This window comes from Bradyrhizobium macuxiense (assembly GCF_001542415.1).
In the GTDB taxonomy this organism is placed as follows: domain Bacteria; phylum Pseudomonadota; class Alphaproteobacteria; order Rhizobiales; family Xanthobacteraceae; genus Bradyrhizobium; species Bradyrhizobium macuxiense.
In genome coordinates this window covers 1-17,706 of the sequence record NZ_LNCU01000057.1, presented here as the reverse complement: position 1 = coordinate 17,706, position 17,706 = coordinate 1, and the positions used below count along the sequence as shown (strand labels likewise).

Annotated in this window: 15 protein-coding genes; 12 read left to right on the top strand and 3 right to left on the bottom strand. The window is 61.2% G+C overall.

Translation table 11 applies throughout. The annotated features are described in order from the left end of the window. The first annotated feature begins 301 nt into the window (after positions 1-301). The 7 genes from AS156_RS18075 to AS156_RS18045 all read left to right on the top strand — a co-directional run bounded on the left by AS156_RS18075 (position 302) and on the right by AS156_RS18045 (position 10,375). Complete coding sequence (locus tag AS156_RS18075) at positions 302-1,279, top strand: UDP-glucuronic acid decarboxylase family protein (RefSeq protein ID WP_201456057.1); 978 nt, start codon at positions 302-304, stop codon at positions 1,277-1,279. After that, positions 1,276-2,094, top strand: a complete 819-nt coding sequence (locus AS156_RS18070) for a WecB/TagA/CpsF family glycosyltransferase (RefSeq protein ID WP_245312915.1) — start codon at positions 1,276-1,278, stop codon at positions 2,092-2,094. The genes AS156_RS18075 and AS156_RS18070 overlap by 4 nt, the downstream gene beginning before the upstream one ends. A 14-nt stretch (positions 2,095-2,108) precedes the next feature. Then, positions 2,109-4,412 (top strand): hypothetical protein, encoded by a 2,304-nt coding sequence (locus AS156_RS42885; protein ID WP_066506963.1) that lies wholly within the window; start codon positions 2,109-2,111, stop codon positions 4,410-4,412. Further along, positions 4,409-5,188 carry a polysaccharide deacetylase family protein gene (locus tag AS156_RS18060; RefSeq protein WP_082747567.1) on the top strand — a complete coding sequence of 260 codons (780 nt, stop codon included), beginning with the start codon at positions 4,409-4,411 and terminating at the stop codon, positions 5,186-5,188. The genes AS156_RS42885 and AS156_RS18060 overlap by 4 nt, the downstream gene beginning before the upstream one ends. A 4-nt stretch (positions 5,189-5,192) precedes the next feature. Next, positions 5,193-6,365 carry a glycosyltransferase family 4 protein gene (locus tag AS156_RS18055; protein ID WP_066506961.1) on the top strand — a complete coding sequence of 391 codons (1,173 nt, stop codon included), beginning with the start codon at positions 5,193-5,195 and terminating at the stop codon, positions 6,363-6,365. A 64-nt stretch (positions 6,366-6,429) separates the two neighbouring features. Next, complete coding sequence (locus AS156_RS18050) at positions 6,430-9,342, top strand: HAD family hydrolase (RefSeq protein WP_066506960.1); 2,913 nt, start codon at positions 6,430-6,432, stop codon at positions 9,340-9,342. 58 nt (positions 9,343-9,400) lie between these two features. Then, positions 9,401-10,375 (top strand): Wzz/FepE/Etk N-terminal domain-containing protein, encoded by a 975-nt coding sequence (locus tag AS156_RS18045; protein WP_160331107.1) that lies wholly within the window; start codon positions 9,401-9,403, stop codon positions 10,373-10,375. A 47-nt stretch (positions 10,376-10,422) separates the two neighbouring features. On the opposite strand, the gene AS156_RS18040 is transcribed toward AS156_RS18045, so the two are convergent. Further along, positions 10,423-11,334, bottom strand: a complete 912-nt coding sequence (locus tag AS156_RS18040; RefSeq protein ID WP_066506949.1) for a LuxR C-terminal-related transcriptional regulator — start codon at positions 11,332-11,334, stop codon at positions 10,423-10,425. 521 nt (positions 11,335-11,855) lie between these two features. Here AS156_RS18040 and AS156_RS18035 point away from each other — a divergent pair. Both AS156_RS18035 and AS156_RS40780 read left to right on the top strand, forming a co-directional pair. Then, positions 11,856-12,509, top strand: coding sequence for a LuxR C-terminal-related transcriptional regulator (locus AS156_RS18035; protein WP_245312913.1), 654 nt, complete (start codon positions 11,856-11,858; stop codon positions 12,507-12,509). 189 nt (positions 12,510-12,698) lie between these two features. Further along, complete coding sequence (locus tag AS156_RS40780; RefSeq protein WP_082747566.1) at positions 12,699-12,959, top strand: hypothetical protein; 261 nt, start codon at positions 12,699-12,701, stop codon at positions 12,957-12,959. Positions 12,960-13,082: 123 nt separating this feature from the next. Here the strand turns inward: AS156_RS40780 and AS156_RS18030 are convergent, their stop codons facing one another. Beyond that, a complete protein-coding gene (locus AS156_RS18030; protein ID WP_245312911.1) occupies positions 13,083-13,526 on the bottom strand; it encodes a hypothetical protein in 444 nt (147 codons plus the stop codon). Between the two features lie 215 nt (positions 13,527-13,741). On the opposite strand from AS156_RS18030, the gene AS156_RS18025 reads away from it, so the two are divergent. Then, the gene (locus AS156_RS18025) at positions 13,742-14,353 is read left to right on the top strand and encodes a DUF3617 domain-containing protein (protein WP_160331106.1); all 612 of its coding nucleotides are present in this window, start codon (positions 13,742-13,744) and stop codon (positions 14,351-14,353) included. A 201-nt stretch (positions 14,354-14,554) separates the two neighbouring features. After that, positions 14,555-15,109 (top strand): DUF3617 domain-containing protein, encoded by a 555-nt coding sequence (locus AS156_RS18020; protein WP_066507024.1) that lies wholly within the window; start codon positions 14,555-14,557, stop codon positions 15,107-15,109. Positions 15,110-15,182: 73 nt separating this feature from the next. On the opposite strand, the gene AS156_RS40775 is transcribed toward AS156_RS18020, so the two are convergent. Beyond that, a complete protein-coding gene (locus tag AS156_RS40775; RefSeq protein ID WP_082747565.1) occupies positions 15,183-15,620 on the bottom strand; it encodes a hypothetical protein in 438 nt (145 codons plus the stop codon). Positions 15,621-15,858: 238 nt separating this feature from the next. Here AS156_RS40775 and AS156_RS18010 point away from each other — a divergent pair. Continuing rightward, on the top strand, positions 15,859-17,706 hold a 1,848-nt coding region (locus tag AS156_RS18010), incomplete at its 3' end, for a DUF5801 repeats-in-toxin domain-containing protein (protein ID WP_201456056.1).

Genomic DNA, 17,706 nt, shown 5'->3' with positions numbered 1-17,706 from the left:
GTTTTTGATCACGCGCCACGACGGCTCCGTGCACTGCCTGCCTCACCGGTGTTCGACCCGACGTGCTTTGACGGCAAGACTAATGGTTGCGTGCGCCGCCTTGCCGAAAAACAGGGACTACCGTCGCGCTCCTCGGGAGTACTCCGCTCGGAGTATCTTGCTCTGCGCTCCGGTAGCTCCAATGCGCCTCATCGCCATCCGGTTGCGCGGTTGTTGGTCGTCGACTGCCCCGATCAAGATATCAACCGCCGGGGTGCGTGAAGCACTCGTCGGCGGAGATGAAAGGGGCAGGAGGCGTATCGTGAGGAAACGTGTTCTGGTGACCGGCGGTGCCGGTTTTCTCGGCTCGCATCTGTGTGCACGGCTGCTCAAGCAGGAATGCGAGGTACTCTGCGTCGACAATTTCTTCACCGGCATGCGCCGCAACATCGAGCCGCTGCTGGACGAGCCGGCCTTCGAGGTGATGCGCCACGACGTGACGTTCCCGCTCTATGTCGAGGTCGACGAGATCTACAATCTCGCTTGTCCGGCCTCGCCGATCCACTACCAGCGCGATCCGATCCAGACCACGAAGACGAGCGTGCTCGGTGCGATCAACATGCTCGGGCTTGCCAAGCGGCTGCATGCTCGCATCTTGCAGGCCTCCACCAGCGAGGTCTACGGCGATCCAGAGGTTCATCCGCAGCCCGAGAGTTACTGTGGTGTGGTCAACATGGTCGGCCCACGAGCCTGCTATGATGAGGGCAAGCGATGCACGGAGACCCTGTTCTACGACTATAGGCGACAGCATCGGATGGACGTCCGGGTCGCGCGCATCTTCAATACCTATGGCCCGAACATGCATCCCCAAGACGGGCGCGTCGTTTCGACCTTCATCGTGCAGGCCCTGAGAGGCGAGCCCATCACGATCTTCGGGTCCGGGCAACAGACGCGGTCCTTCTGTTATGTCGACGATCTGATCGACGGCATGACGCGATTGATGAACGTGTCGCAGGACATCGAAGGGCCGGTCAATCTGGGCAATCCGGTGGAAATGACCATGTGCGAGCTGGGCGAACTCGTCATCGCCCTGACCGGCTCGTCCTCGCGACTTGAGTTCAGGGCATTGCCGCAAGACGATCCCCGCCAGCGTCGGCCGGACATCACGCTCGCGCGGCGGCTGCTGCACTGGTCGCCCAAGGTCAGCCTGGAGGAAGGCCTTGTCAGGACCATCAGCTACTTTGACCGCCTGCTTGCCGATCCCAGCGAGGCCGACAAGCTTGTCTGGAAACTGCAGTGAGCGCGGCAGTGCATCCTCGCAACGATTGCGGTGATGTTCTCGGCGTCAAGGTCAGTGCTGTCACGATGGAAGATGCCGTCGTGACGATCGAACGCTGGATCAGTGAGAGACGCCGCGAATATGTTTGCGTCACGGACGTTCACTGCATCATGCAGTGTCGCCGCGATCCGGCGTTGCGCAAGATCTACGACCGGGCCGGCATGGTGACGCCGGACGGCGTCCCGGTGGTGTACTTCCTGCGTCTAACCGGGAAGACCCGCACGCAGCGGGTCTACGGGCCTGACCTGATGCAGGCGATGTCAGCGGTGTCCGAAAAGCGCGGCTACCGCCAATTCTACTATGGCGGCAATGTCGGGGTCGCCGACAAACTGAAGGAGAGGCTGGTCAGCTTCTGGCCCGGACTACAGGTGGTCGGCACGATCTGCCCGCCGTTCCGGCAAATGACGCCGGCCGAGGACCAGGCGGCCGTCGATGCAATCAACGCAGCGCGGCCGGACATCGTCTGGGTCGGGTTGGGCGCGCCGAAACAGGAGCGGTGGATGGCCGAACACCTCGATCGCATCGAGGCACCGGTCATGATCGGCGTCGGCGCGGCATTCGATTTCCTGGCCGGGACGAAACGCCAGGCGCCGAAGTGGATGCAGCGTCACGCGCTCGAGTGGTTGTTCCGGTTGTGCTCGGAGCCGCGGCGCCTGTGGCGGCGCTACGCCTACGTGGTGCCCGGCTTCGCATTCCTTGCCGTCGGCGAAATATCGCGCCGCGTCGTCCGCAGCTGGGGTCTCGGGCGCAGGGCGCCGTTGCGCGAGCATCATTGAAGCCGAGGGGTTGCATGCCGAAGACGGAAGCGGTGAGTTGGCCGCTGGAAGAGGGTGAAGAGGACAGAACGGCGCCGCCGCGACGGTACAGGCTGCACGTCAGTGAGGCGCCATGCGACGAGGAAACGAAGCCTGTCGGGCTCTGGGCGCGGCTTGTCGGGCTGGTGTTCAGCACTCATTTCCTGGCGTTGGCGGACCAGGCGGTGATGAGCGGCACCAGTCTGCTGTCGGCGGTGCTGGTCGGCCGTTGCACGGTTCCGAGTGAACTGGGTATCTTTACAATCGGACTCTCCGTCCTTGGCTCTGCGCTCGCGATCCAGGACGCACTCATCCTGCTTCCGTACACCATCCAGCGACACCACCCGTCGCGCAGTGCCACCGAGCACGCCGGGATGTCACTGTTGCACACCGGGCTCCTGGCAGCCGCGGCGACGGTAGTGTTGGCGGCTGGTGCGGTTGGAATGTTTGCATTCGGGGCCGACAGCAAGCTGACGTGGCTGGCCTGGGCGCTGGTATTCACTGTTCCGTTCGCGCTACAGCGGGAATTCGGTCGAAGCTACGCGTTCGCGCATCTGAATGTCGCAGATGCCTTTGTCATCGACGCCGGGGTCGCGATACTGCAACTCGGCATACTTGGCTGGCTGGGATGGACCGGCCGAATGTCCGCGTTCGGCGCCTGCGTGGCACTCGGCGTCGCTTGCGCCCTGACGAGTCTGGTCTGGCTCTATCGTGAGCGGTCGAGTTTCGTGATCAGGACCAACCAGGTGTGGCAAGCGACCCGACAGAGCTGGGTGCTTGGAAAATGGCTGTGCGCCGGACAGCTCACCGTCTCGGTCCAGGGTTACGCCAGCTATTGGATGTTGCCGCCGCTGCTCGGCATGACGGAGACCGGCGTCTATGCGGCCTGCAACACGATCGCATCCCTGGCAAATCCTTTGCTGTCCGCGTTTCGCAACACGCTGACGCCTCGCGCGGTCCTGGCTTTCAAGGAAGGCGGCGGCACAAGTTTGCGCCGGCAAGCGATGCGGGATGCCGTCATGCTCGCCGGGGCAATGCTGCTGTTTTGCATGGTGATCTTCTTTAGCGGCGACCTGCTCATGCGCATCATCTATCACGAACCGGAATACGGCGGTCACGGCGATGTCATCACCATCCTGGCGGTCGCGGTGATGGCCACCGCGGTTGGCGCGCCGGCTTCGAACGCAATGGCGAGCATGGAGCGGCCGCAGGCGATCGTGTTCGCGACGTCGATCGGAACCGTGGTTACGTTGGCGGGCGTTGGTCTGTTGTCGGTCAAATGGGGCTTGGCAGGAGCGGCCTGTGCAGTTCTGGCGGGGAGCATTGCCGGGGCGATGGCCCGCTGGGCGGCGTTCCTGGCAGTCCTCGCGCAGCTCGACATCGGTGGTGGCGGTCACCGTTCGGTGCTCGAGGTCCTGAAGCAATTGAGGCCGGACAGTATTGACGCCGATTGGGATATCCGGCCGCTCGGGAAAGGGTTTCAAGGACAGCTTTACGTTGTCGGGGCGCAGGGTGATGGGGCGCTCTGGCGGGGACACAGCCATCTCGTGGTCAAGTTGTACCCGGATCGAGGCGAGGGCGCCAAGACCGCGCAGCGGCAGTTCGATGCACAGGTGGGACTGCATGTCGACGTGAATGGAACGACGGTCGACGGCTGGAAGACGCGTACGCCCGAACCGCTCTACGTGTCCGCATCGCCACCAGCTTTGGTGATGACCATGGCCGAGGGGACAGACCTCAACAAATGTCTCGCGGCCGGGAGCGATCCGCGTCCCGGAATGCTGGATTCCCTGGTACGCGCGGTCGTCGCGGTCATGCGTCCATACTGGACAGCCGGATTTGCGCACGGTGACCTCTGCCTGCAGAACATTCTCTGCGAGCCTGCGAATCGCATTGTTTCGCTCATCGATGCCGATCGGCCGGCGGCTCTCCGCACTGATGTTCCCAGCGCGTCGTATCCGGCGTCTTTCGACCTTGCCGGTATCATTTGTGATGTAGCAACGGATATCCGAACCTTCGATCGTCGCGTGATATCACGCAAGCAAATGTTCGCCGAGAACATCCTGTTGGCCTTCCTCGGAACAATGGATACACCGGAGGAACAGCAGAAGATGATCGAGGAGGTTGGTGCGGTTGCGAGGGCGCAGCTGGAGGCGCTCGACGTGTCGTGGTCGCCGCAGGGATTGTATCACCTGCTCCAGCGTTACATCGCGAAACCCCGGATCAACCGGTTGCTGGCGGACACGCTTCATCGTACGTCGTACGGGAGTCGGTTCTTCGTCGACGGAGGTGGAGCATGACATCGCTGACCTACGTCACGACCAGTTGGGATGATGGCCATCCGAACGACCTTCGCCTGGCGGCGATGCTTGCAAGGTACGCGATCACGGGGACCTTCTACGTGCCGGCGGCGACCGAGCGGGAGACGATGTCGGCCCCTCAGATGCGGGAGCTCACGCGCGACTTCGAGATCGGCGCCCATACGCTTCACCATGTCGATCTGACCGGTGTTGCAGATCACGCCGCGTTGAGTGAGATCGTCGATTCAAAGGCCTGGATCGAGGACATGACCGGCTTTCGATGCCTGTGTTTTTGCCCGCCGATCGGCCGCTACAGCAGCCGGCACCTTGGTATGATCCGAAAGGCAGGTTATGTCGCCGTGCGGAGCGTCGAATTGCTGTCGCTTGATTTCCCCCGACCGCAAGCGGGACTCCTGTTGATGCCGACCACCGTCCAGGCCTTTCCGCATCGTTTTCCGGTCTTCGCAAGAAATGCAATCAAGCGATTGGCCCTGGCAAATCTCTGGCGTTACGTCGTTCACGGGCGCACGGCCGAATGGCCCGAACTGGCAGGATCGCTGTTGCGCCAGGCCATCGCGCGCGGCGGCGTCTTCCATCTGTGGGGACATTCCTGGGAGTTGGAGGACGACAGCCAATGGCAACGCCTCGAAGACGTGCTGCGCTTCATGGCAAGCTCATTGTCTCAGGCGCCGGCCGTGACCAACGGGCAACTCTGCCAATTGACTGCGTCCGCGCGTCCGGCATTCGACCAGGCAATGGTCTCGGCCGGAGGGTGACATCATGCACATCCTGCTTGCACATAATCACTACAAGCTCCCCGGCGGGGAGGATCAATGTGTGGCGGCCGAGACCGCAATGCTCAGGGCTCATGGTCACCGGGTGACGCTTTACTGTCTCTCGAACGAAGCGACCGAAGGCATGGGGCGTCTTCAAATCGCGGACCGCATGATCTGGAGTCAACAGGCGTATCTTGAGATCCAGCGGCTTGTACGCGTCGACCGTCCGGATGTCGTCCATTTCCACAATACGTTCCCGTTGATCTCTCCCGCTGCCTACTACGCAGTGCGAGCCGAAGGCGTGCCCGTCGTCCAGACCCTGCACAACTTTCGGTTGCTCTGTGTCAACGCTCTGCTGTTCCGCGACGGGAGGCCTTGCGAGGATTGTCTCGGGAAGATTCCCTGGCGCGGCGTGGCGCGCAAGTGCTACCGCGACAGCCGCGCCGTCAGCACAGCTGTTGCGACAATGATCATGGCGCACCGCGCCTCGGGCACCTGGCGCAACGCGGTCGATACATACATCGCGCTTAGTGAATTCAGCCGGCGCAAGTTTATCGAGGGGGGACTTCCTGCGGACCGGATCGCGGTCAAATCCAACTTCCTCTTTCCTGAACCCGGCGCTGGCGCGGGAGACGGCGGATATGCCGTCTACGTCGGACGCTTGTCTGCGGAGAAGGGGGTGGAGACGCTTCTGAAGGCGTGGCGGGTGCTCGGCAATGCGGTGCCTTTGAAGATCGCCGGCGATGGTCCGCTGGCGCCCACGGTCGTGGAAGCGACGGCGCAGAATCCCGCCATCGAATGGCTTCGGGATCTTGCGCACGAGAAGGTCTACGATCTGATCGGCGCGGCGGCCTGCTTGATCTTGCCGTCAGAATGCTACGAGGGCGCGCTCCCACGGGTGGTCATCGAAGCGTTTGCCAAGGGCACGCCCGTCGTCACCTCCGGGCATGGGGCGATGGCTGACATGATCGATGACGGCAGCAACGGACTGCGCTTCGTCCCCGGCAACGCCGAAGATCTCGCCGCAAAAGTCCGATGTCTGTTTTCCGATCGGTTCGCGGTGAAGCGGATGCGACGCGCCAGCCGGGATACATTCGATCGGAATTTCACGGCCGAGGCGAACCACGAGGCCCTCATGACAATCTACGGACGCCTTCAACGGGCATGCGCGGCATGATTTTACACCTGACGGGTGCGGTGTTGGGGTTGCAGGACAGGAAGGAATAGCAGGGAAGCGCACGATGCTTACGGTCACGAAATCTGCGTTGATTGAGCGGTCGCTGGCGCGAAGCGAACCGCTACCTGACGAGGCGAACTTCTATTCCGCCTATGACTGGTGCCTGGACCCGCACTTGAACGTCGGTGGGGCAATCGAGCGCCTTGCCGGCGAAATCGATCGTTTGCCGACTACTCCGGCCGGGTGGCAAACCAGCGAAGTCGTCACGAATCTCTACCTGCTGTCGTGCTCGCTGCTCAACGGCGCCGACGAATATCTGCGCGGCCACACGCTGCGGCTACCGGCTCAACTGGCAAGAGGTAGACCTGGACGCATTGCCCTGCGGGTAAAGGAGAGCGTCATCGACAATTTCCCGAAGCGAGGTCGATGGCAGGTCCGTCGCTGGAAGGATGGTTGGCAAAGCGCTCTCGACGACTTCTTCGTCGCACTTGCGGGGGACGACGCCGCTCCGGCATTGTTCCTTGAGCCGGTCCGGAGAATGTCCGGCATGCTGCAAGTCGAACTGCCCGCCGATCTGCTGAGCGTACGTCTCGGCGTGCCGTCCGCGTTCAGCCGGCTGGACCTTACTCGTTCCGATGTGCTGACGCTCGGCCGCGAATTCCTGCTGAAGTGTCCTGACAAGTCGCATCCGATTCTTCTCCTGGGACTGCGTACGGCCGGCACGCATTTCTCAGCATTGCTGCACTCCTTCTTCAAGGCCGAGGGCTATCGACGGGTAGCCTCGATGACGATACAGCCGAAGAAGGGCCCGAGCCGGCGGGAACGCCGGGAGTTGGCGAACTACGCGAGCCTGGGTTTCACGCTCGCCATCGTGGATGATCCACCAAACTCGGGCGGCACGATCGTGCTCGCAATCGACATTGCGCGCCGAGCAGGCTTCGACCTTGCCCGGATCAAAGCCTTTCTTCCAACTCACCCGGCTACTCCCAACTGGGCCGCTACGCTACCCGATCGAATGGTTGTCACGCTTGAGCCGGAACGCTGGCGAAAGCATCATCTGCTTGCGCCTGAGACTGCCGAGCGGCAGCTTCGTGAGTATTACAGCCAGAAGGGATTCTCCGATATCTGCGTGGTCGGCGGTGGCCGGGCCGACGAACTGAATGCCGCATTGCATAACGGCGCGAACAGCAAGCGCGGCGTGACGCTGAAGCGAATTTTCGAAGTGCGATTGTCGACACCGCAGGGAAAGCAAGAGACCCGGTATGTGCTGGCAAAAGGCGTCGGCTCGGGATATCTCGGCTACCCCGCCTTCCTGGCGTCCCTAAGGCTTTCCGAGTTCGTCCCGCCACTCCTCGGGCTGCGCGACGGGATTCTCTACACCGAATGGTTGCCGCAACAGGCCGATGTCGCGAACCTCGTGACGGATCGCGAGAGCTGGATCGACACGACGGCGGCCTACGTCGCCGCGCGAACACGCCGATTGGGCCTGCCGAAGGACCGTAGCCCGGGCAGGGCGGTGCACGAAAATGGTTTGCTGCTGTTGGCGGAATCCTTTGGCCGCGCGTACGGACGCTTCGCCGTTGGCATATTGATGCGTTCCCGGATCCTGCGTCGGCTGTTGGGCTTACAATGCCCAACACCCACCCTGATCGACGGCAACATGGGCAACGCGCGATGGATTGAGGGGGAATGCGGTCCGTTGAAGACGGGGTATTACGGGCACGGTCTGGGCAAGACGCAGCTGAATATGATCGATCCTGCCTACGATCTCGCCGAGACGATCCTCAGCTTCCAGCTTTCCGCCGACGAGGAGGCGTTGCTGATCCGTCAATACGTCGACTATTCGGGCGACATCGAGGTGGAGCGACGCCTCTTCATCAACAAGTTGCTTGCTGGCCTCTGGACCATGCAATCGGCGCAGGAACAGCTTTTCAGCGTGATGGGGACAGGTGAGCGACAGCAGGCGCTGCATCGACGCTTCCTGGGTGCCTGGGACTTCCTCACCGTGCAGACGGCAAATTTCTGTGGTGCGCATTGCCGGCCGCCGAAGCCCGTGCGCTGGCACGCGCCGCTCGTTATGCTCGATATCGATGGAGTCATCGACCGGCATGTGTTCGGCTATCCTTCCGCGACTGGGGCCAGCATGGAGGCGCTTCGGCTCCTGGCGAGCAGCGGGCGTTCGGTCGTTCTCAACACGGCGCGCTCCGTTGCCGAGGTGAAGGACTACTGCGAGGCCTACGGCCTGGCAGGAGGGGTGGCAGAGAACGGAGCCTATCTGTGGGACGCGGTTGCGCGGCGCGGCCAACCTCTGCTCGACCAGGAAACGATGGTCCAGCTCAATGAACTCAGGGAGCAGCTGCGGCAGATCCCCGGGGTCTTCCTCGACGAGCGTCACCGGTATTCGATTCGGGCCTACATGTTCGAGAGGCAGCCGCGCGGCTTGCTCTCGCGGTTGGTGAACTTATTCAGCGTCGGCGAGGGGGCACCGGTCCCGTTGCCGACGCTTCTCATGAATCAGCTGATCGCGACGCTCAGGCTTGACCGGCTTGCGTTCCATCACACCAGGGTCGACACCGCCATCGTGGCGAAGGGCATCGATAAGGGGACCGGGCTGACGGCTTTGCGGAATCGCGTCGTGGGGCCGGATGCCGAAACGATCGCCATCGGCGACTCGCAATTCGACCTGCCGATGTTTCGCGCGGCCACTCGCAGCTTCGCGCCGGGACACATCTCGTGCCGCCGGGAGGCGCGTCTCCTGGGATGCATGGTCTCGCGCTATACCTACCAGCGGGGCCTGCTGGATATCGTACGAACGCTTGTCGACGGCGTGCAGGATAGTGACCCGATCGGGAGTGCGAGCGGATCCGACGGCGAGGCCTTGTTTCTGGACCTGCTCAAGGCGGCGGACCGTCCCAACAGACTGGAGCTGGTTCGAGCCCTGTTTGATCGCGCCACTTTCATGAGTTTCGTCAGGTAAGGGGAGGCACAGTCCGGCCATGGTGAATATCAACAGTGCGCGCTCCGGGAGAGACGACATGTCCTTTGAAATCGGCGCGATCGACGCCCCACGCGATCACTATGAGCGTGTTGTGTACGGTACGTTGCGAATCCTCTGGACGCACAAGTGGCTCGTCGTGTGCGTTCTCGGCGTCGCCTATGCGGCCTTGTCAGCCGCGCTGCTGGTGCTCCCGCCGCGTTACACCGGCGAGGCCATCATCAAGGTAGACTTCGTCCGCAACGAAACCGTCGCAGGCGAGAGGGTTCAGTCTACGGCCGCCGTCGACGCAGCGGCCGTGGTCGATAGCACTGCGCGCATCATTCGTTCGCGTGCGACGGCCAGCGCCGTCGTGTCGGCGCTGAGGCTCGACAACGATCCGGCCTATACGTCGTTGTCGCGTCCGATGCGGGAGCTCTACAAGGTGGGACGGGCGATCGGGCTACCCGAGGCGACGCCACGCGACCTTGCGGTGTCCCGTCTCATGAATCAGATTGCGGTGACCAATGATCCGCGATCCTATTTGATAACAGTGGCGGTTACCACGTCCAAGCCGGAGCGCGCTGCGCAACTGGCTAATTGGGTTGCTTCCGAGTATCTGCGTGGACGAATGCGTGAGCAGGCAACCGAGGCGTATGCAGTGGCCGAAAGGGAGGTCGCCACGCTTTCATCAGTGTACGGACCACGTCACCCGAATTACCTTAGCGGGGTCGCCAAGCTCGAGCGTCTGAAGACGGAGTTGGATGCCGCGCGGCACGGGGCGATAGTCACGGAGCCAGAGGCCGTGGTGACGAGAGACATGGTCAGGTTCGCCGCCGGCCAAACGTTGCTGCCGGCCGAAGCTGTGATGATACCCTCCGGCCCCAATGCGGCGCTGCTCTTCGTGCTGACGACACTGGCAGCATTAGCCGTCGGCATCCTGCTTGCGTTGCTCGCCGAAAAACGCGCGCGTCCTGGGTCCTTGTCGCAGACAGTCGCCGGCCCTGGCAGGCCGGCGCTCCCCAGGAACAGGTGAGTTGATCGACAACGAGTGCAACCTCGCAGAGAACTCCTTGACCCGGGTCAAGGAGCGGATTGCTTGCGAAGGCGAACCGCGGGCTCGCCCTTCAGGGCGAGGTCGTTGTGCATGTGGCCGTCCGCGCAAAATCGATTTGTTCGATGCTCGATCGCCGCGAGGGGCACCACTGTTTTGATCTGCTTGATTTCAGAAGCTTCCGTTTCGCAATCCTGGAGTTGCTTGACGCCGGAGTCCAGGCTGACGTTCTGCTGGTTTGCCGGGCGCGTCAGCGAACGGTTGTTCATCTCCCAAATCGCGGCTTGTGTCCGGTTCTGAACCCGGATCTTCCGGAGTATCGCCTTGATGTGGACCTTCACCGTGGCTTCGGCGATATCGATCTTTCGCGCGATGCACTTGTTGGAATCGCCTTCGATGAGGCAGCGCAGGATCGATTTCTCGCGTGGGGAGAGTTGCGGAGTGAGCCTGTCTTCGGTTGAGGCGGTCGCGCGATCGCCGTCGCGTGAACCCGGCTCGTTCTGGCGCTCGGCTTCAGGATCGAGGGCGAATGACAGGAACGTCGACGGATAGACCGTTTCACCCATCATCACGAGTTCGATCGACTTGATGAATACATCGCAATGCATGACATCGACGAAATAGCCGGTGGCACCAGCCCGAAACGCCGAAGCAAGTTCGCTCAGTCGATAGCGATCGGCGACGACTGCAATTCGTCCATTTGGGTAACGGTTCTTGCAGAGCTTGATCTGTTCGACGGTGACGTCTGATTCATCGTCTGCGTTTTGCAGAATGATGAACATCGGTTGGCGAGGCTGAGCCTTGCTGCTGAGCGCTTCATCGATATACGATACCGATGCCTGGATACGAAAATTTGCTGAGCGTAGGATTCCGGCAATGCCTTCTCTGCGTAAACTATTCTTTCCAACAAGGACGGTTGTAAAATAATGCTGTCGCGTCATGGCGACCTCCCTGCCTACTCACTGCTTGAAATGGACGGGGCGGTTGAACTCCGGCTCTCTTGATGAATTAAAAGGATGTCGTTTGTTTAAAATGATGGAAGTCCGGGGCTCTGCTTTGGGGGTACCTCCTTCCGTTCGTCGAAATCGATTCGGTTGCAATTCCGGGGCGCTACGGTCTTGACCGTGGCCCTTTTATGAATTTTAGATTCGAATTGTCATTATCCCTATATACTTTTCGATATACGCCGATGGGCTAAGCGATGACGAGATGTCGCAGTAACCGAAAGGCAAAAATACATTCTCTGAGCGAGCTCTGAACATTTAGCTACCAAGCATTGCTGACACTTCTCTCAGGCAGGACACGATCGAATCCCGGCGGCTCGTGCCGCGGCGTGACGATGAAAATCTTGTTTTCAATCGAACCGGTTGAGGCGGAAAACACAGATGCGGAGGCAGAATTGCGAGGGTCGTAGGTTTGCAGAGTGCCGCAAGCTGAGGCTCGCATGGATTGCATAAGTGTCTTGATCGCAGACCAGCATCCCGTGGTTCTGCACGGCGTTGGTAGCGTGCTCGGTGCAGAGCCTGATTTCAGAATTGTCGCGCGCTGTACCGATGGCGCAAGCTGCATCGAGGCGATCCGGCTTTTCACGCCGGATATTGTGGTCCTCGATCTATCGATGCTCGACGTGTCATGGCGAGAAATCATGTCGACCATTAAGTCCGAGAATATTGCAACTCGATTTGTGTTCTTCACCGCATCCGTCGAGCGGGACGATCTGATCTCGCTGGCTGAAGCGGGTGCTTACGCCGTCGTTCCGAAGGATGCGGAGACCGAGGTTCTGGTGCAGAGCTTGCGCCAGGTTGCCGCAGGTTGTCGATTGTTGCCGCAGGGGTCACCGAGCGTGGTCGTATCTCGAGAGGCCAGCACGGAAAGAGATCTGACGCTGCTGACGGAGCGGGAGCGGCAGATCATGAGGTTGGTGTCCGAAGGATTGTCGAACAAGGAGATTGGGCGCCGATTGAACATTTCTGACGGCACCATCAAGGTTCACCTTCATCATATCTTCCAGAAGCTCGACATCAGCAACCGGACTGCTCTCGCGGCGTTCGCGATATCGCAAGGCGACAATGCGGAGCCTGTCCGCGGAGCTCCGTCGATTTCTGTCGAGTCCTAGGCCGCGACGACAAGACCGCGCTGACCTCGGGTGTGTGGAGGCGGGCAGCGGAAGGTTCTAGTGCGCTCAATCCGCGGTCCGGGAAGGGCTTGGTGGTCAGTTCGGAGCTCTTTGGAGCAGCGGACACCTTGATTAGAGCCAACCGATTTGGCACTCTTGCTCCGGATACGTCATCAGATAGAGGGCGTTATGCAAAAGTCATTTTCTGCGATCATTGCTGCTGTCGTTTCAATCGTCATTCTTTCATCGAGTGCGGCGCGAGCCGGAGACTATCCGTTCGGTGATCCTCCGTATCGGCTGGATTACGGATACGATCCTCAAGTTGAATCGGGCTGCTTGAGATGGAATTGGCAGCTGTATCAATGGCAGGATCACTGTCCCGTCTACATCCATCCAAAGGCTTACATGTATCCGCGCGCCTCAGGCGCGGTGCTTCGCACCAAGGGGTGAGGACGATCTGGGTCGATTGTGCTGGTGAGCAGCGCGCGCCAGCGCATTTCGGTTCTGATTCAATCAGAACCAAAGCTTTAGATCGTCGCTTGAGGCGTTTTCTTCGCGCGAAGCGCTGTCGCTCTAGTGCGCGATGGTGCAGGCCACCTGGTGGTGCTTGCCGAAATTGAGCAGCGCGTTTTCGCGAAACCCGTCCAGCCAGATGCCATGACCGGCGTAGCGGTAGCCAACCCCCATCGGGACGAGGCGTACGTGCACGCCGCCATAATGGCCGGTGTGGAGCGAGGCGGTGACCACTTCGCCTTCCACCGTGACGGCGCGCGGGCACAGCGGATAGTGACGGCCGTTCTCGCAGGTGAAGACGATCTCGGAGCAGTTGCCGACCGACGCCGGTCCCGACGTCATCAAGCCGAGGTCGGCGGCGGCCGCCAGCAGAGGATTACCGAACAACGTTACAGCCAATGCCAGAACGCCAGCAGCGGCGGTGCAAAACCGAATATGCATCAGAGCCCCCTCGTCAGCGATAGGGAAAGTAATTGAGCAAAATATCCTGCGGTAGATGAGCAAAAATATCTCCCGAGGTCAAACCCGTCCCGCGCTGCCTCAAGACTGACGGCTTGCATGCAGGGGGTATTGGGCATGGCGGGAGCAGCCAGGTGTGGCAACTTTGCTGCGGTGAATGGGAATTAGACCTGACGCCGGTTTGCGGCTGCGTCGCGCCTTTACTCGCCACAATTGGCCTGCAACTGGTGAGGAGGGACCGAATCTCATGGCGGGATTTCTTGAAGGATCTGGTCCGGACTGCAGGTTCGGGACGCCATTTGGGGGTGGGAATGATCTCTCGAAATCACACCGCACGCTTGCTGCTGACCATGATGGCGGTTGCCGGGCCGTCAGCCTGGGCCCATGCGCAGACGCCGTCTGCCCGACCGCAGAGCGGCCAGCAGGCGATCGCTCAGCCTAGTCAAAACGATCAATCGTTCTCCGGTCCCAGCTTCCGGAAGGGCTTGTGGCATTTCGTGCGAACGCTCGACGTGGTTCAGAGTCCCGACAGGAGCGCGAAGCATCGGATCATGGATCGGGAAATGACGCGCTGTGTCGATCCCACCCAGGCCATGAAGGCTACCTTTTCCTCGGAAGCAGTCGGAACTTGCGTCTCTGACAAGCCTAAAAAGGTCGGCAACAAATACACCTTCGGACACCGATGCGATTACATGGGTGCAGTCAGCACGGTCATCACAGTGCGCAGCGACGAGGCCTATACCGAGCTGAACGAAGTCACCGCAGGCGAGCATCCGAAATCCGACTTCGTCGTTGCGACGAGGATCGGCGATTGCGACGACGGCGCGGCCGAAAATCCGGGAAAGTCGGCCACATCACACTCTCATCACTAGCGGCCGATCTGCCCGGCAGTGAGCGGGGACCTTGCCAGCAAGGGGATTCCGTTCATTTGCTCCGGTCGAGCAACCGGCAGTGAAGAACCTCATCCAAAATGGCGAGCATTTACCCGAACTTAACGCGAAGCATCTCGGATGCTTCCAGGCCTCGGCGCGTTGCTTCAGCCTGGAGCCATGCAGCCCGGCAGGGGATGGACAATGACTTCGGATCAGCGCCTCCGGGCGTCGAAGATCTTCGCACGCTCGCTCGGTTTCACGATCGTCTTCTCTGCGTCCTTGCTCGCCTGCCACGGGGCAGCGGCGGAGGAGGGCTTTAGCGGGCCGACATTCCGAAAAGGGATGTGGCGGTTTGTACGCACGCTGGAAATCGTCTCGCCCTCGAACGGTCGCCATAAGTTGCTTGAGCGGGAAATGACGCGCTGTGTCGATCCAACTCAAGCGATGAAGGCCACGTTTTCTTCTCCGTCGGTTGGAAATTGTCATTCGTCGAAGCCGGAAAAAGTCAGCAACAAATACATCTTCTCCAACAGATGCGATTACATGGGACCGGTGAGCACCGTCATTACGGTGCTCGGCGACGGGGCCTATACGGAAGTGAACCAGGTCAACGTCGGTCAAGCACCCCAGACGGACCGCGTGGTTGCCCGCCGGATCGGCGATTGCCATGAGGATAGCGCTTCGCTTGGTCAGTCGACCGTGGAGCGAGATGATCTCTCGCAAGAGCGCGAGCCGGGTGAGGGCGAGCCGCTCTGAGATGCGTACCGGCTCAGTCGGACTTCGATCGTAGAGGAGGCGCTTGCGATCGGGCGCGATCAACCCGGTCGCCTCAGATCTTCTGCTGGCCGCCCGGTCCGCTTACCTTGACGGTGATTTTCTGAATTTCCGTGCGTCCACCAGGATATTTGACCTCGATGGTCATAGCGTCATCGCCGACAAATTCGGGCGGCGCCTTGTAGAAGGCAACGTAGGCCGGCACCTCGAGCGCCAGGCAGGCCTTGTAGTTGGTCGCCTTCGCCTTTCCGGACTTCACCACGACCTTTCCGGCAGCCGGCGGGCGCACCAGGCGGATGGTCGGCAGCGGCCCTGACGAGCAGTCGGACAATACGTTGAGATAGATCCCGATTTGGGTGTCCCGGTTGGCCTGGGTCCGAATCGAACGCTCGACCGTGGTCTCCGATGGGACCGGCGTCGGGGTTTGCGCGGATGCCGTGCCCAGGCTGCTGCAGAGCAGAGCTAAAGCGAACGCCCGAAAGATCATCCGCATCGACCGCTCCAAATCCCCGGTAAAACCCGGATGGGGCCAGGCGAGAGCGCCGCCTGTCGACTGGTTTGATCGGGCTAAGTTCTTGTTCCTGCAGCCCTGACCTGTTCGATGTTTACCACACCTTCGCGGAAAGTATTGATTAACCAAATACATTTCTTGACCCTGCGCTGGGTTAACAATAGCTTAAATCTAAATTTTTCGACGATTTTTCCTCTAATCCAATTTTGCGGGGTTGATAATGCAAGGTCAGTTTCAGGTCGCTCAGGCGACCGGCACCGGAACGTCCACCAATTCGGCTCCCGTACGTGTTTACAAGCTGACGAAGCCCCTGACCGATCAGGCCGTCATCGTCAATCTCGGATACGACCAGAAGGTGAAGGTCGATTTTTCGTCGATCGCGAACGAAAAAATCACACTGGTCCATGTCGGCGAAAAGCTGATCATCCTGTTCGACAACCAGTCGACCGTGACAGTCGAGCCGTTCTTCGACTCGCGGGCGGATGGGCTCGGTAATGTTACGATCGAGATGGCGCCTGGCCGCGACGTGTCGGTCCAGGAGTTCGCATCTCTGTTTCCGATTTCCACGGACACCTCAGTGCTGCCGGCAGCCGACAATGGCGGCAATTCGATTGGCAATGCGCAGGCGAGTGGCGCGAACTTCAGTCCGTTTGCCGTTGATCCCCTGGAACCCGTGCCCACCAACCAATTGGCCGGACCCGAAACGCTGCCGAATTTTGTGACGCCGCCGCAGACCGGCAACCTCCCGCTTCAGACTCAGGCCGTGGTGGCGCCGACGATCACGGTCAATTCGATCGCCAGCCTCACGCTGAGTGAGGCAAACCTGACGGCGGCGACCAACAACGGCGTCGATGGCACGACGCACAACCTGGCGCTGACGCACGTTACGGGCAACTTTGCCGTCGACTTCGCCGACGCGGCGGGCAGCGCGGGCATTAGCTCCGTGAGCTATGCGCTCTCCATTCCTGCCAACGGCACGCTGTCCGGCCTGATCGATTCACAGTCGCACCAGAACGATGTGCTGGTGCAGGTCAACGCCACGACGATCGAGGGGCATGTCGGCAGCGTGACGGGTGTGCTGGCTTTTACGATTTCGGTCAATCCGGCGACGGGTGCGGTGACGTTCACCGAGGACCGTGCGGTCGATAACAATTCGGGGCCCGTCTCGTTGGCGGCCGGATCTGTGACGCTGACGCAGACGGTCGTGGCCGGCGATGGTGGCACCGCTTCCGCGCAACTCGATCTCGGGCCGAAGCTGTCGATCAGCGACGACCATCCGACCGCCAATGCGGACACCGCGACGGCGCAGGACGGCGGTTCGGCGGTGACGGTGCTGACCGGCAATGTGTCGAGCGTGATGGCGAACGACGTGTCGGGCGCGGATGCGCCGATCAACGTGACGGCGGTGGTTGCGACCAGCAACGGCAATCTTGCCGGCACGGTCGGGACGGCGCTGACCGGCGAGTTCGGCAAGCTGACGCTGAACGCGGACGGCACCTTCAGCTACACGCCGAACCACAATGTGCTGGTCGGCTCGCAGGACGTGTTCACCTACACGATCACGGACGATGACGGCACGACGTCGAGCACGACGCTGACGATCACGATCACGGCGGGCCAGGGCCCGGTGGCGGGCGGCGACTCCGCGCTGTCGGTGAACGAGAGTGCGCTGGCGCCGAACGGCTCGGGCGCGCATCTGACGCCGGACGTTGCGACGACGCAGGTGTCGTTCACGGCGGGCGCCGACGACCTCCATGTGACGCTGAACGCGGGCGCGCTGACCACGCTGCTGGCCGGCTTCCCGAACCTGGTCTGGACCACCAGCGCCAACGGCCAGGAGATCGTCGGCACGCAGAACGGCGTCGACGTGGTGAAGTTCGACATCACGGCGGGCGCGACGGTTGCGGCCGGGACGACCGGCCAGGTGACGGTGACGGAGACGCTGCTTGCGGCGATCCAGGGCGAAGGCTCGGCGTCGCCGGATCTCGGCACGCTGAACGTGGTTGCGACCGACACGCTGAACGGCGGCTCGGTGACGGACCACGTCACGGCCAACGTCGTCGACGAC

Coding starts and splice junctions, on each gene's coding strand:
- AS156_RS42885 (WP_066506963.1), top strand. CDS start 2,109: ATGCCGAAGACGGAAGCGGTGAGTTGGCCGCTGGAAGAGGGTGAAGAG.
- AS156_RS18055 (WP_066506961.1), top strand. CDS start 5,193: ATGCACATCCTGCTTGCACATAATCACTACAAGCTCCCCGGCGGGGAG.
- AS156_RS18045 (WP_160331107.1), top strand. CDS start 9,401: ATGTCCTTTGAAATCGGCGCGATCGACGCCCCACGCGATCACTATGAG.
- AS156_RS40775 (WP_082747565.1), bottom strand. CDS start 15,620: ATGCGGATGATCTTTCGGGCGTTCGCTTTAGCTCTGCTCTGCAGCAGC.
- AS156_RS18040 (WP_066506949.1), bottom strand. CDS start 11,334: ATGACGCGACAGCATTATTTTACAACCGTCCTTGTTGGAAAGAATAGT.
- AS156_RS18020 (WP_066507024.1), top strand. CDS start 14,555: ATGACTTCGGATCAGCGCCTCCGGGCGTCGAAGATCTTCGCACGCTCG.
- AS156_RS18060 (WP_082747567.1), top strand. CDS start 4,409: ATGACATCGCTGACCTACGTCACGACCAGTTGGGATGATGGCCATCCG.
- AS156_RS40780 (WP_082747566.1), top strand. CDS start 12,699: ATGCAAAAGTCATTTTCTGCGATCATTGCTGCTGTCGTTTCAATCGTC.
- AS156_RS18050 (WP_066506960.1), top strand. CDS start 6,430: ATGCTTACGGTCACGAAATCTGCGTTGATTGAGCGGTCGCTGGCGCGA.